11 protein-coding genes are annotated in these 14,860 nt (G+C 50.9%); 7 read left to right on the top strand and 4 right to left on the bottom strand.

Going from position 1 to position 14,860, the window contains the following annotated elements; all coding sequences use genetic code 11:
- Positions 1 to 4 precede the first annotated feature (4 nt).
- The gene (gene rpmH / locus ACJJIL_RS22380) at positions 5 to 139 is read right to left on the bottom strand and encodes a 50S ribosomal protein L34 (protein WP_020413885.1); all 135 of its coding nucleotides are present in this window, start codon (positions 137 to 139) and stop codon (positions 5 to 7) included.
- A 511-nt stretch (positions 140 to 650) separates the two neighbouring features.
- Between rpmH and dnaA the strand changes: the two genes are divergently transcribed.
- The 5 genes from dnaA to ACJJIL_RS22355 all read left to right on the top strand — a co-directional run bounded on the left by dnaA (position 651) and on the right by ACJJIL_RS22355 (position 9,179).
- Positions 651 to 2,282: a chromosomal replication initiator protein DnaA gene (dnaA, locus tag ACJJIL_RS22375; protein ID WP_444959779.1), complete on the top strand. Its 1,632-nt coding sequence runs from the start codon at positions 651 to 653 to the stop codon at positions 2,280 to 2,282.
- A gap of 33 nt (positions 2,283 to 2,315) precedes the next feature.
- Positions 2,316 to 3,422: a DNA polymerase III subunit beta gene (gene dnaN, locus ACJJIL_RS22370; protein ID WP_108731194.1), complete on the top strand. Its 1,107-nt coding sequence runs from the start codon at positions 2,316 to 2,318 to the stop codon at positions 3,420 to 3,422.
- Between the two features lie 117 nt (positions 3,423 to 3,539).
- Positions 3,540 to 4,646 carry a DNA replication/repair protein RecF gene (gene recF / locus ACJJIL_RS22365; RefSeq protein WP_444934532.1) on the top strand — a complete coding sequence of 369 codons (1,107 nt, stop codon included), beginning with the start codon at positions 3,540 to 3,542 and terminating at the stop codon, positions 4,644 to 4,646.
- 18 nt (positions 4,647 to 4,664) lie between these two features.
- Positions 4,665 to 7,085, top strand: coding sequence for a DNA topoisomerase (ATP-hydrolyzing) subunit B (gene gyrB / locus ACJJIL_RS22360; protein ID WP_445360808.1), 2,421 nt, complete (start codon positions 4,665 to 4,667; stop codon positions 7,083 to 7,085).
- 312 nt (positions 7,086 to 7,397) lie between these two features.
- Entirely contained in the window at positions 7,398 to 9,179 is a 1,782-nt protein-coding gene (locus ACJJIL_RS22355) for a hypothetical protein (protein ID WP_445360807.1), read from the top strand.
- A gap of 251 nt (positions 9,180 to 9,430) precedes the next feature.
- Here the strand turns inward: ACJJIL_RS22355 and ACJJIL_RS22350 are convergent, their stop codons facing one another.
- Positions 9,431 to 10,324: a LysR family transcriptional regulator gene (locus ACJJIL_RS22350; RefSeq protein ID WP_445360806.1), complete on the bottom strand. Its 894-nt coding sequence runs from the start codon at positions 10,322 to 10,324 to the stop codon at positions 9,431 to 9,433.
- Between the two features lie 97 nt (positions 10,325 to 10,421).
- On the opposite strand from ACJJIL_RS22350, the gene ACJJIL_RS22345 reads away from it, so the two are divergent.
- On the top strand, positions 10,422 to 10,928 hold the full coding sequence (locus ACJJIL_RS22345) for an SRPBCC family protein (RefSeq protein WP_282930559.1): 507 nt from the start codon (positions 10,422 to 10,424) through the stop codon (positions 10,926 to 10,928).
- A 222-nt stretch (positions 10,929 to 11,150) separates the two neighbouring features.
- Here the strand turns inward: ACJJIL_RS22345 and ACJJIL_RS22340 are convergent, their stop codons facing one another.
- Both ACJJIL_RS22340 and ACJJIL_RS22335 read right to left on the bottom strand, forming a co-directional pair.
- Positions 11,151 to 11,831 carry a phosphoadenosine phosphosulfate reductase domain-containing protein gene (locus ACJJIL_RS22340; protein WP_444911839.1) on the bottom strand — a complete coding sequence of 227 codons (681 nt, stop codon included), beginning with the start codon at positions 11,829 to 11,831 and terminating at the stop codon, positions 11,151 to 11,153.
- 139 nt (positions 11,832 to 11,970) lie between these two features.
- Positions 11,971 to 12,417 (bottom strand): GNAT family N-acetyltransferase, encoded by a 447-nt coding sequence (locus ACJJIL_RS22335; protein ID WP_444940356.1) that lies wholly within the window; start codon positions 12,415 to 12,417, stop codon positions 11,971 to 11,973.
- A 235-nt stretch (positions 12,418 to 12,652) separates the two neighbouring features.
- On the opposite strand from ACJJIL_RS22335, the gene ACJJIL_RS22330 reads away from it, so the two are divergent.
- Positions 12,653 to 14,833: a TonB-dependent receptor family protein gene (locus tag ACJJIL_RS22330; RefSeq protein ID WP_445360805.1), complete on the top strand. Its 2,181-nt coding sequence runs from the start codon at positions 12,653 to 12,655 to the stop codon at positions 14,831 to 14,833.
- Positions 14,834 to 14,860: the final 27 nt, after the last annotated feature.

The raw sequence follows: 14,860 nt of genomic DNA, 5'->3' as shown, positions 1-14,860 counted from the left end.
GATCTTATGCAGACAGTACTTTGCGGCCTTTAGCGCGACGGCGGGCCAGAATCTTACGGCCGTTTTTGGTTGCCATGCGAGCGCGGAAACCGTGAGTGCGCTTGCGCTTCAAGTTGCTTGGTTGAAATGTGCGTTTCATAGTCTTGCTACCTGAGACTTTGTGTTCAAAATTTCTCGGGACCTTTCCCGGCCGCGGCCTGGACTCCGGTCCGGCACAAAGCCGGTGCAGACGGAGCTACGCCCTGCGAAGGCCGCGGATTGTATAGAAAGCCAGCAGCGAAAGCAACGCGCTAATCAGGGAAATTCTTTTTATTGGTGCGCGAGTTTACTGTAATTTTTTACGCCAACTAGACAAGTCGTTGAGTCATCAGGGGTATCTCTGAATGCCCACTGATTGACCCCAAGTTATTCACAGCTTTCCGTGGATAACTTTCGAGAGATTCCCACCCCAATTGTCTAATTGTTGTGCAAATCCTTGATTGTGTGGATCTTTTTGCGCAGTTTTTTCAACAGATGCAGTCTTTCTTGTGGATAACCTAAAGGTGGAAAGGTATACTGCGCCGATCTTATTTGACGGCCCCGGGTGATTTCTAATCCGGCCTTGCCGTCTCTCCTTGGTCTTACCATTTTGGGGTTTTTTGGGGGGTTTCTTGACTGAATCCGTATGGAAGCAGTGCGCGAGCTGTTTACAGGACGAGCTGCCGTCTCAGCAGTTCAATACCTGGATCAGACCGTTGCGCGTCAATCCCGTCAGTGCGGAGGGCGAGTTGCGCCTGATCGCACCGAACCGCTTTGTGCTGGACTGGGTTGGCAATAAATTCCTGAACCGCATTCGCGAGTTGGTGCAACAGTTTGCACCGGGACGCCCTCTGCAAGTGGCGCTCGAGATTACCGCTCGCCGGCCGGCTCGCTTCCAGCGCGGCCATGTAACAAATAATGCCCCTCCGACACCGGTACCGACACCCGCGCCATCGGCGCCAACTCCGCCACCACCTCCAGTCCAGCCGGCAGTAGTGCCGCCACAGGTATCTGTACCACCTGTTGCCACTGCGCCACCTCCGGTGACTTCACCGCTGGGATCTGGGTTTGGTGCCAGCAGGCCGGTGCCTCATCCCGCTATGGCTGAGGAGGTGACTGCCGAACAGATGACGACAGGCGAACTGGCCCTGACAGATCTGCGACCACCGGCTATGAATGGTATGGCTCGCTCCGTACCGGAGCAGCAGGCCAGGCAGGTTGAGGTGGAGGGGGCTATCAAGCACGGCAGCTCACTCAATCGCAACTTTACTTTCAAATCCTTTGTTGAAGGTAAGTCCAACCAGCTGGGCCTCGCTGCGGCACAACAGATTTCTGACAATCCGGGTGGCGCCTACAATCCCCTCTTTATATATGGGGGCGTGGGTCTGGGGAAAACTCACTTGATGCACGCGGTTGGCAACGCACTGTTGGAGCGCAACCCCAATGCTAAGGTGGTGTATTTGCACTCCGAGCGCTTTGTTGCAGATATGGTGAAAGCGCTACAGCTGAATGCGATCAGCGACTTTAAGCGCTACTACCGGTCTGTTGATGCCCTTCTGATTGATGATATCCAGTTTTTTGCCGGTAAGGAGCGCTCTCAGGAGGAGTTTTTCCATACCTTCAATGCCCTGCTGGAGGGGGGTCAACAGATTATCCTAACCTGTGATCGCTATCCGAAAGAGATCGACGGCTTGGAAGAGCGCTTGAAATCCCGCTTTGGCTGGGGATTAACGGTGGCTGTAGAGCCTCCGGAGCTCGAGACCCGGGTAGCTATTTTGATGAAGAAGGCCGAGCAGGTGGGTGTGGATTTACCTCACGACTCCGCTTTCTTTATTGCGCAGCGTATTCGCTCCAATGTGCGGGAGCTCGAGGGTGCACTGCGCCGCGTAATTGCCAATTCGCAATTTACCGGCCGCGCTATTGACGATGTCCTTGTGCGCGAAGCACTAAAAGACCTGTTGGCCCTACAGGATCGACTGGTCAGTGTGGATAATATCCAGCGGGTTGTCGCTGAATACTACAAAATTAAGGTGGCGGATTTGCTCTCCAAGCGGCGCAGTCGCTCGGTGGCCCGTCCCCGCCAAGTCGCTATGTCCCTGGCCAAGGAGCTGACCAATCACAGCTTGCCGGAGATCGGCGATGCCTTCGGTGGTCGCGACCACACAACAGTACTGCATGCCTGCCGTAAAATACGTGAGTTGCAGGAGTCCGACGCGGATATTCGCGAGGACGTTAAATTGCTGACACGGTCGCTGACCACTTAATCGAATAACTGACAAAACAAGGCGAAACTACCGATGAAATTCAATGTGAGCCGGGACGCCCTTCTGAAGCCGTTACAACTGGTGGCCGGTGTTGTTGAAAAACGCCAAACACTGCCAGTCCTGGCCAATGTGTTGATGCAGTTACAGGGCCAGGAACTCTCCCTGACCGGTACTGACCTGGAAGTGGAAATTGTCGGCCGTCTCGGTGTAGACGGTGTAGAAATGGAGGGCGAGGTGACCGTTCCCGCACGCAAGCTGCTGGATATCTGTCGCTCTTTGCCCGATGGTGCTGAACTAAAGTTTGAGCGCGATGGCGAACGCCTGATTCTGCGCAGTGGCCGCAGCCGTTTTCAGCTGTCGACTCTGCCCGCAGCGGACTTCCCGAACCAGGAAGAGGCCAGTGCACAGACTCGTTTCGATATCTCCCAGCGCGAGATCCGCCGCCTGATAGAAGCCACCAGTTTTGCTATGGCTCAGCAGGATGTGCGCTATTACCTGAATGGTTTACTGCTAGAGTGTCGCCCGCAGCAGCTGCGCGCGGTTGCTACTGATGGCCACCGCTTGGCACTCTGCGATCGTGATGCTCCCGGCCTGGATGTCGCCACGCCTATCCAGGCTATTGTGCCGCGCAAAGGCGTACTCGAGCTGGGTCGTTTGCTTGAAGACAGCGATGCACAGGCACAGGTCGTGCTGGGTAACAACCATATTCGTGTGGTTAGTGGTCAGTTTACTTTCACCTCTAAATTGGTAGACGGCAAATTCCCTGACTACGAGCGCGTGTTGCCGCGAGGCGCGGGCAATGTGGTCTATGCGGATCGCCAGGGGTTGCGCCAGGCCTTCTCCCGAGCGGCGATTCTCTCCAACGAGAAATACCGTGGGGTGCGCCTTCAGGTTTCTGAGGGGCTGCTGCAAATTGTTGCCAACAACCCGGAGCAAGAAGAGGCGGAAGAGCAGATGATGGTGGATTACGTAGGTGAGCCAATGGAAATTGGCTTTAACGTTTCCTATCTGCTGGACGTCACTGGTGCTATTCACAGTGACCAGATCCGTATCAGTTTGGCGGATGCCAATAGCAGTGCTCTGCTGCAGCAACCTGAAGAAGGTGATGCGCTGTACGTGATTATGCCTATGCGCCTGTAAGGCAGCCCACCCATTGCTCTTTTCTGAATGGATTGAGGCTACCTCCCCGCTCGGTGGGGTAGCCGATAAACAAAGCGATGCCTGTGCATCGCGCTCTTCGCTCTGGGGGAGGTGTCTGTGGCGCTGACCCGTCTTCTCTTATCTAATTTTCGAAATATCTGCTCTGCCGATCTCAAACTGGGTCCTGGTGTTAATGTGTTTTGTGGTGCGAATGGCAGTGGCAAGACTTCACTGCTAGAGGCGGTACATATGCTGGCAACCGGTCGTTCCTTTCGCTCTCGTCAGCACAAATCGGTTATTCAGCATGATACTGGTGGGCTTACGGTTTTTGCCCAGCTCGATACAGGTCTTAACTTGGGGGTAGAGCGCCTCGCAGATGGCTCGGGCCGAATCAGGGTTAACCAGGCTCCAGCGGAATCCAGCTCACAGCTTGCTAGTTGCCTGCCACTTCAATTGATAAACAGTGAAAGTTTTTCCGCACTTGATGGTGGCCCCGGCGTTCGGCGCCGGTTGCTGGATTGGACAGTGTTCCACGTGGAACATTTATTTGCCCAGGAGTGGAAAAATTATCAAATCGCACTGCGGCAGCGAAATGCTCTCCTGCGTCGTGGTAAAATCGATGAGGCCAGCATCGGCGTATGGGAAGAGCAGTTGGCCCTTAGTGGCGAGCGTGTAAACGATCTGCGATTAGCTCAGTTTTCTCAATTGCAGACCGCTGTTTCGCAACTTCTCGATGAGTTACCACAGAGCCTATTGAGCCGTGTCGATATGAGTTACCGTCGCGGTTGGCGTAAAGAAGTTGACCTGCGTAGCGCTCTATCTGAATCACGGGAATCAGATGTTTCACAGGGGCATACGCGTATTGGTCCCCATAGGGCAGATATTCGTTTTACCGTAGCCGGTGAGTCGGCCCACAATATCCTATCTCGAGGCCAACAGAAGATGTTGGTGTGTGCAGTGCGCACGGCCATGGCGGAGGTAGTCTGTAGGCAGGGGGATATGCCAGTATTCCTGGTAGATGACTTGCCGGCAGAGTTGGATGACAGTAACCAACAGATTTTTGCGCATTGGGTTGGGCGTTGTGCCTGCCAGGTGCTTGTAACCGGAATTGAGGAGGGCACTACAAGTCGCCCCTGGCGGCAACTAGATGCCCCTTGGAATTGCCCGAAAGTGTTCCACGTGGAACATGGGAAGATCAGTGCCGAAGCTTCGGCCGCACAATAAGTTTAATGGAGCGAATAAATGTCAGAGCAGCAAAGCTATGACTCAAGCAGTATCAAGGTATTAAAAGGCCTGGATGCGGTGCGCAAGCGCCCCGGAATGTATATTGGTGATACCGACGATGGCACCGGTCTGCACCACATGGTATTCGAGGTGGTCGACAACTCCATCGATGAAGCGCTGGCCGGCCACTGTGATGAGATCCGTGTAACCATCCATCCGGATGAGTCCATTTCCGTATCGGACAATGGCCGTGGTATCCCGACAGAGATTCACCCGGAAGAGGGGGTTTCTGCAGCAGAAGTGATTATGACCGTCCTTCACGCGGGCGGTAAATTTGATGACAACACCTACAAGGTCTCCGGCGGTCTGCACGGGGTAGGGGTATCGGTGGTAAACGCTCTGTCCAAGGAGCTGAAGCTGACTATCCGTCGCGGTGGCAAGATTCACGAGCAGACCTACCACCACGGTGTGCCCCAGGCACCCCTGGAAGTCGTGGGTGACAGCGATACCACCGGCACCACGGTGCACTTCAAACCCTCAGAGAACACCTTCAGCAATATCGAATTCCATTTCGACGTGCTGGCCAAGCGCCTGCGCGAGCTGTCCTTCCTGAACTCTGGTGTGCGTATTGTCTTGAAGGACGAGCGCAGTGGTAAGGAAGAGGTCTATGAATACGAAGGTGGTTTGAGTGCCTTTGTGGAGTTCCTCAACCAGAACAAAACCCCGATTAACAAGGTTCTGCACTTCCAGAGCCAGCGTGAAGACGGCATTGCAGTAGAGGTGGCATTACAGTGGAACGATAGCTTCCAGGAAAGCATCTTCTGCTACACCAACAATATTCCCCAACGCGACGGCGGTACCCACCTGGCGGGCTTTCGTGCAGCCCTAACCCGTGGCCTGAACAGCTATATCGAGCGGGAAGGCCTGGGCAAGAAAGACAAGGTGAACACCACTGGCGATGACGCCAGGGAAGGTCTCACCGCGATTATCTCTGTGAAGGTTCCGGACCCGAAATTCTCCTCCCAGACCAAAGACAAGCTGGTTTCATCCGAAGTGAAACCCGCAGTAGAGCAGGAGATGGGCCACCACTTCACAGACTACCTGATGGAGAACCCACAGGAAGCCAAATCTGTCGTCACCAAGATGATCGACGCGGCCAAAGCCCGTGAGGCGGCCCGCAAGGCCCGCGAAATGACTCGCCGCAAGGGAGCGTTGGATATTGCCGGCCTGCCCGGGAAACTGGCAGACTGCCAGCAAAAAGACCCGGCACTATCTGAAATTTACCTGGTGGAGGGTGACTCCGCCGGTGGTTCTGCCAAGCAGGGCCGGGATCGCCGCACCCAGGCGATCCTGCCGCTGAAGGGTAAGATCCTCAATGTGGAAAAAGCGCGCTTCGACAAGATGCTCTCAAGTGCCGAAGTGGGTACCCTGATTACCGCACTGGGCTGTGGCATCGGCAAGAGCGAGTTTAACCCGGACAAGCTGCGTTATCACAGCATCATCATCATGACTGATGCTGACGTGGATGGAGCCCATATCCGCACCCTGTTGCTCACATTCTTCTTCCGTCAGATGCCGGAGCTGATCGAGCGGGGCCACATCTACATCGCCCAGCCGCCGCTGTATAAGATCTCCAAGGGCAAACAGGAACAGTACCTGAAGGATGAGGGTGCTCTAACCCAGTTCCTCACCAACGCCGCCCTAGAAGGCGCCACTCTGTTTGTGAACCCGGACGCCCCTGGACTTTCTGGCGCCTCCCTGGAGAGCCTGGTAGGTGAGTACCGCAGCGTACTGGCGACAATCGATCGCCTGTCGCGTCTGTACCCTGAGGAAGTGCTGCGCAGCATGATCTACCTGCCCAGCTTGTCTCAGGAAGACCTCCAGTCCCAGGAGAAAGTCGCAGCTTGGAGTGAGAAGCTCCAGGAGAAACTTGGTGACGAAGAAAGTGGTGGAACCCGTCGTCACGAAGTGACGGTTCAGGAGAACACCGAGCGCGGCCTATTCCTGCCCCATATCCATATCGTGGCCCACGGTGTTGGCAGTGACTACCTGATTAACCACGAGTTCTTCGATTCCGCTGAGTACGCATCTATCTGCGCACTAGGTGAGAAAATGGTAGGTCTGTTGGAAGAGGGTGCCTTTATCCAGCGCGGCGAGAAGCAGCACCCTGTTGGCAGCTTCCCTGAAGTGATGGACTGGCTGATGGGCGAGAGCCGCAGAGGCTACGGTATCCAGCGCTATAAAGGACTGGGAGAAATGAACCCTGAGCAGCTTTGGGAAACGACCATGGACCCGGAGAGCCGCCGTATGCTGCAGGTAACCGTTGAAGATGCCATTGCCGCGGACCAGATCTTTACAACTCTAATGGGTGATCAGGTAGAGCCACGCCGAGACTTTATCGAGACCAACGCCTTGGCAGTAGAAAACCTCGACGTCTAATTGCCATTTTTCCGAAAATCCCACAGTAATTTCCCAAAAGGGGAATTACTGTGGATATTTTTTCCGCTTAAAAATAACTTGCGACAAATTCGGTCTTTTTTCTCCCCTATCAAAAACGCCACGCTGATCGGGCACCTATCCTTCCTTTAAAGCCTGAAATTACTGACAAACCATTAAAGTAAACAGTAAAATTTTTAGTAAATTCTGGCCAAGCAATAATATTGTTGTATTTTTAAAAAGAAAAAAATTATAGGTAACCTTTCTACTTATCTATTTCCACGAAAAAATAAAATTAAACGGACCATAAGGCTTATGGGGAACCTAATCTCTTCTATTCTCGGCGATGCTCGTCGTTTGATAGTTACTAGTGGTGTGATTGCACTGGCTTTATACGGTTGCACAAGCACGCAGAAATTAGTGAATTCCGAATGGTATGAGATCGAAACCGAGCATTTTCGGATCGTTACCAATGACAACCCCAAGCAAGTTGAAAAACTGGCAATAGACTTGGAACGATTTCGAATTTTCGCAAAACGATATATCAGGTATTCAGCAGATCAACAGAAGTTGACGATATACGCCCTGGATGATCGGCTCAGCTTTAAAGGAGTCAGCGGTAGTGAGTCGTCTAGAACTGTCATTGGACAATTCCATAATACTGCGTATGGGAGTTTTGCATTATTAAACCTAAACGGAAATAGCGTCCTTCCTGACAACCCGGCTCGTCAGACGTTGTTTCATGAATATACGCATTTTTTGACCTACAGCGGAAGCCAGCACCTCTACCCCTACTGGTTTAGTGAAGGTATTGCTGAAGTGTTTTCCACGGTAGATTTTGAGGAAAATAAAAAGTACAGCTTCGGAAAAATACCTGTTGATCGAGCGATTAGTCTTACTCGAGCGAGAGAGTTACCACTGGATAAGCTGCTTTCAGCCACTCCTGGTTCGCTGAATTCAAGGGATACCGGGGCACTTTATGCCAGTGGATGGATGTTAGCTCACTGGATGATTTTCGATAAAGGTAGAAATAAAGCCTTAAATAACTATTTGGAGGCTTTCAACGCCGGCGATGATCCAATTGCGGGCCTACCTGAAGCTCTGGGAATGACTTTTGACGAGCTCAATGAGCAGTATAAGAAATTGCCGAAAAGTCATTTCAATTATTATGAGGGAGAATTTTCCGATAATGGTATCGTTAAGTCCCCCACCGTTAACCTGATGGAAAGTAGTACCGCAGTCGCAGAACTGGCCTACTTTATGGCAATTTCAGAGCAGGGATCCGAAGCACTAGAGAGATATATTGCCTATGCAGATAAAAAGCAGGCTTCTAGCCCATCGTTAAAGTCCGCACTGGCCATTGCTTTGACAGGTGAAGAAAACTATTCCCGCGCTGAGGAAGTCTTGAACTCTATTCCGGCGCAGTACCAGGGAGAAACCTGGTATCTTGAAGCCCAGGCAAAAAATGATTTATCGGCAGCCTTGGCGGAGGAGGGACACCCCAGTCCCAGAAACATGAAACGTATCCGGGATAAATATGTTCAATTGGTAAATGCCAATGGGGAAGTACCGGCGTACTGGCATGAACTGGCGATCACAATGCAAGTTTTGGGGTATCCCCGCCAGAAGTATATGGAAATGTTGGAGCAGGCGTATTTACGCGCACCGAGAGAAACAGGAATTGCTTGGTGGTATGTGCTGGAGCTTTACCTGGACCGAGATAAAGATCTTTTCGCAAAAGTCTCCCAACCGCTATTCATGCAAATTGCAGAAGAGGGCTCGCGGGCACAGTTGCAGTCGATGCTGGATGAGTTGGAGGAGGAAGAGGGGTTGGAGTTCGAGCCTGAGATCAGTGGTTTGGGCCAACTAATGTCAACTTACAGGAAGTACTCAGGAAACAAGGCCCTGGCAATGGCTGTGGACTATCGTGGCGCATTTGTAGCAGGTTTTAACGAAGATGGTGGAAGCACCCAAGCTGAGGCGAGTCAAAGTGCTCTTCAGGCCTGTGAGGAACAGCGAAAGCAGTACCAGATAAGGGATCGCTGTGAACTCTACGCGGAAGGTGAAGTATTGGTGAATTCAACTACGAGGATGTAATTATCCAGTGGGCGTTAGGTAAGGCGCAAAGTAAGCTGTAATAGAGCTTGCTTTGCGACAATATTAAGCTTGGTGATGAGAGTGGATGAGCCGATTACCCCATTACCAAGTATCCACTCTGACAATCAGCTCCCAGAAAATTGGGTATTGGTCGGCAAAAATTATGGCCAAAAAGCGTGTAAATCAGTATTGAGTTACCACTAAAGTCACAATACACCCCATCACTTTTAGAAAAATATCTGTCGATGCAGTTAAGCCTTGCCTATTAACTTATCATTCAGGCGGCTAAACAACTCCACGATAAACTCCCTAAAAACCTTAAAACGCATAACATTGCGGTGCTCTGGGTTGGAGACTAGCCACAGTTCATGCAGGCTGGATGGGGCTGCCCCAGGGACCCGAACGACTCCTTCAGCACCATCTGCAAGAAAGCAGGGCAGCCTGGCCAGCCCCAGTCCACTCTTAACTGCCTCTAGCTGTATCAAACCATGATTAATCTGGTGCTGATAAGGCATCTGTGGATAGGGCGTGTCTTTGGCCCAATTCAATGTGGCGTCATCGCCACTCCAGCCGAGCCAGTGGCCATCGTCAGGTACAGATTTCTCGATATACCTCGGAGAACCGTAACAGCAACTGGGTAGGTCGGCGAGCTTGCGAGCAACAAGTCGATCCGAAACATCGACGTCGCCTTTGGGGAGGATACGAAGTGCTATGTCGGCTTGGTGACTTTCCAAATCGAGAACGTGGCTAGTAACCAGTAGCTGTACATTGATCTCTGGATACGTACGTGAAAAGTCATTTAGGTAGGGGATAATTAAGTGCGATGCGACTACATCCGGCATAGTGATACGAACTTCCCCGGAGAGCTGGTTACTCCCGCCCTGTAAATGCTTCTGCGCGGCATTTAGATACTGCTCTGCCGATTGGGCGTAGTCGAGCATCGCCTTGCCATCCTCCGTCAGCTGATAGCCTTTGGAGCTGCGATAAAACAGCTTGGCCTGGAGCTTTTCCTCCAGGGCATCAATACGGCGAGAAACTGTGGAATGGCTGACTTTAAAGTCGTCAGCAACGTTGCGAGCGCTCTTACTCCTGGCTACCGCGATAAAGAACTGGATATCCCCCCAATCTATGGACTCTTTATGCAACACGCTGTCCTATTTTGCTGTATTCCGTTGCATATAGTGTCCAGTTAATCTGTCTCCCGTCAATAGCACTCCCATAGAGAAACCCAGGAGATCAGAGATGAAAGAAGCCCAAGTAAACCGAGAAATCGCAATTAACCGCCCAATTGATGAGGTCTGGAAAGTCCTCGCCGTTGATTTTGATACAGCTTACGAGTGGATGACGTTAATCCCTCACTCCTTCGCTAAGGAAGGAAAACCTGTTGAAAATGCGAGTGTAGAAGGCCGGGTTTGTGTGCTGACAAATAAGGGACCGTCGGGTCTTGTCGCAGATGAAACTATTACAAGGTTTGATGAGAAAAACTATGAACTGGATGTCTCGGTTGAAACCAAAAATACGCCACCGGGATTCCCCGTTAAAAAGAGTTTATCTCAATTTAAATTAAGCCCCTCTGTTGGTGGAGGCACAACAGTGAATTTCACTGCAAATATGGAGTTAAATGCTTTAGGAGGCGTGTTGAGTCCTGTGGTGAAGAAGATGACTGGCTCTCAATTTGAGCAAATGCTGAAGGACCTGAAAATTTACATGGAAAAAGGAGGTCATCTTGCAAAAGGGGCAGTTGCCTAGCCTATCGCATGATAAGTAATTTAAGGACTCTTCTGGATTTACGCGGAAGTAAATAGAAGAGTCTCCTTTTTGAAAAAAATACAGCGAGTCGAGACTCGCCTTGTGTAATAGATTTTTTTATTCGGTAAATACGCAAAAAGTATTTACTTTATAAACGGCTGGGATAGAAGGCCTTGTTAAAGAGATAGGCGAAATACGCTAGTCTTCGCCGAGTATTCCACTCTATTTTTCCAACAGCAATCCGCACTCCCGGTGCTCCTCACCTTTAGTTGGATCAAAGTAAATATCGTTATCGGGGAGGTCATTCTCGTAAACATACTCTTCCACATCGATTTCCTTTAGGTGGAACATCGGTGCCACTCGAATAGTACCGTGGTTGCCCTGGGTGAAAATATCCAGGTTTTTGCGGTGCGAATTCTGATCGTGGCGGATACCGTTTAGCCATACATCCGGCTGCAATTCCTGCATAGCGCGGTTAAACGGCTCCAATTTAACGGTCCTGGAGAAGAAGTCATGCTCAGGGGTATCCAGCTGTGGGATTCCCCCGTATACAGCGTTGTAGTGGGCCGCGGACATCTTCGGTGAGTAGGTGCGAAGGTTCAAATCGAGAGATTTGACCACATTTTCGATATGGCGATAGGTTTCCGGGGTGTTATAGCCGTGATCCACCCAAATTACCGGGATATCCGGTTTGGCGCGGGTAACCAAGTGAAGAAAAGCTATCGCCAATGGGCGGAAATTAGTAAAAACCACCGGGTTCTGAGCGTGTTCCATGGTGAACTGCATAATTTCGCTTGGCTTGGCGCCAGCGAAACGCAGGTTCATGGACTCCAGATCCGCATCGTGATGAAAGGTGCGTTCTGGAATAGGCTGTAAAGTTTGGCTGGAAGCGTTGCGTCCCATAAAAATTCAGCGCTCAGGAAAATTATGATGGGAGGCATGCTACCCGGTTCAAGAGTCGCGTAGAAACAATAAAAAGAAGTGATTCAATAAGCTTCAGTTATAAGGGAAAGTCTATTCAATGGGCATAATACTGCAAATTTTATCTTGCAGATGCCTTGGGGCACTGCATGGAGATTGAATGCTGGCCATACTCCACGTTATAGCTGCGCTCCACTTCCACAAAACCATGCTTTTGCAGAAAGTATCGAGTGCGAAGATTCTCACGAAGTACTTCAGCCTTTAGTGGATAACGCCGCTCACGAATTGCAGAAATAAGGTTAGTGCCGATTCCACAACCGGTAAATAAAGGACTGACACAGAGATGAGTGACGATACCGTCACTAAGCAGCGTGATAAAGGCTTCCGCGACAGCGTTGTTGCGACCGGTATAAACCAGGCATTGAGTGGCATTACGGCAGTCTTTACGAAATTGAGCTATACGGTCCACCCAAAACTGGCGGGGTATGGAGGGGTGGGAGTTCGCTGATGCATGTAGCCAAAGTTGCTCCAACCTGTCCAGCTCTTTGAGTTTTGCCTTTCTAATCATGGGCACACCCGAAGCGGATACGTGAGCCCAATGCTAGTCAGATCGAAGAGTAGATCCTAGAAAACATCTGCTTATAAGAAAACCTTAAAGTTGCAGGCACTCCAACGAAGCGAAGTTTGTGGCGCTAAACAACAAAAATAAGAGTGTAAATAAAGTGTAATGGGAATGTTAAAATACAATCATTCGTATTTATAAAAACAATGACTCAAGGTTACTAATAATCCTTGGAGGGTTCATGAAGCACATTCTATTTACACCCCTGGTCTTTACTATAGCCACTCTTATTGCTGCGCCGACTTTAGCCGAGCAACAGCTGGAGAGCGTAACAGTAATCGGCGACTCCTCATCTATTTCCAAGTTGCCTGGCTCTGCACACTTGGTTGATGCTGATGAGTTAGCCGAGTTCGAGTTTGTAGATATCAATCGCATGATGCGCTCAGTTCCTGGGGTCTACATTCTTGAAGAAGATGGCTACGGATTGCGTCCGAATATCGGGATTCGCGGTGCCCAAGGGGGACGCTCCGCCAAAATTTCCTTGATGGAAGATGGAGTGTTAGTGGCTCCGGCTCCTTACTCTGCACCAGAAGCTTATTATTTCCCCAGTGCGGGCCGCATGAATGCAATTGAGGTGTTGAAAGGCCCCGGATCTCTGCAATATGGCCCGTTCACCGTGGGTGGTGCAGTCAATATGTTGAGCACACCTATTCCCACTGCCAGTGAAGGTATGGTGCAACTAGAGGCCGGAGAATTCGGTGAGACCCGTTTGCATGCTCATTATGGCGCCAGTACAGAAAATACTGGCTGGTTGTTGGAAACACAGCAGCAGTATGCAGATGGATTCAGACAAATCGATAGTGCCGGCAGCGCAGATGTTGCTAAAGAAGACTATCTATTAAAGGGTCGTATCAGTTCCGATAGAGACGCAACGTATCGCCAGCAGTTGGACATCAAGCTGCAGTACTCTGAAGAGGAGTCTGGCATGAGTTATCTGGGCCTAACGGATGCCGACTTTAAGAAAGATCCGAACCGTCGATACGGTATCAGCGCTCTGGATGAAATGCAGAATCGCCACAGCACTATCCAGCTGAACCACAGTATCGAACTGAGTGACAGTTTTACCCTGCATACCCAGACTTACTACAACAAGTTTAAACGCGACTGGTTTAAGGTCAGCGAGGGTGACTTGATAGATGCTGTTAATACCGGCGGCAGTGTTGATGGAGTTTTAGACCCTCAAGCGGTTTTGGATGGCACTGAAGATTACACCTTTGGTGTTAAGCACAACAATCGTGAGTACGAGGCCAAGGGCCTGCAGATCAGTGCCGATTGGCGATTTAATACTGCTTCCGTTAGTCATGAGCTGTCCTTTGGAGTGCGCCAGCATCGAGATGAGGTGGATAGATTCCAGCCTGTGGAAAACTATGAGCAGGTTGATGGCAAATTGGTGTATCTGAGCACAGATATTCCCGATACCGCTGAAGAAAGCAGCAATAACCGTGTTGAAGAAGCGGATGCAACTTCGTTCTTTATCTACGACGATATCCAGCTGAACGATAAGCTGACTCTCACTGCTGTTCTTCGCTACGAGGATATAGAGACCGAGCAGCAGCGTTATAACGACGCTGAGCGTACAGAGAAGGGCAGCTATCGCTCCAATCAGGTGGATGAATGGCTGCCAGGCTTGGGACTTGTTTACCAAGCAAGCGAACAGTGGAGCCTGCTGGCAGGTGTGCACCGTGGCTTCGCCCCTCCCGGCGCAGGTGCAGCCGATGGCCAGGGGCCGGAGTTATCCACAAACTATGAATGGGGTGCTCGCTTCGATAACGGAAGCCTGAATACTGAATTGATCGCCTTCTACAGTGACTATGAAAATGCTGTGCAAAACTGCTCGGTGGCGGTGAAATGTCCCAATGGTGCCGAGAGTGGTACCTACCAGTTGGGTGAAGCAGAAATCAAAGGGCTGGAAGCTACGTTTGGAAGTGAGTGGGTGCTCACAAACGGTTGGATACTACCGGTGCGGGCAACCTATACCTTTACTGATGCAGAAATCAGTGAAGATAGTGACGGTAATGACCTGCTTGCCGGCGACAACCTCGAATACCTCCCAGAAAATGTCTTTGCGATATCTGCGGGTCTGGATAGCGGCGCTGCTTGGCGTTTGAACCTGACTGCAGCCTATCAGGACGAGATGTGTGTTAATACCCAATGCAACCGGGGAGATACCGACCAATTTGATTATACCGAGTCACTTTGGGTTGTAGATGCTGCTGCGCATTATGATTTCATGGCTGACCTGACCGGTTACCTGAAAGTGGATAATCTGTTGGATGAGCAGGTTATTATTAGTCGCAGTCCAGATGGCGCCCGTGCAAATCGACCCCGCACTGCCACTTTAGGCATGAAGTATGTCTTTTGACCTGAAGTAGGCTCATCGATCTGAGAA

Source organism: Microbulbifer maximicatervae (SeqCode), assembly GCF_052468095.1.
This window is presented reverse-complemented; position numbering and strand designations above follow the sequence as displayed.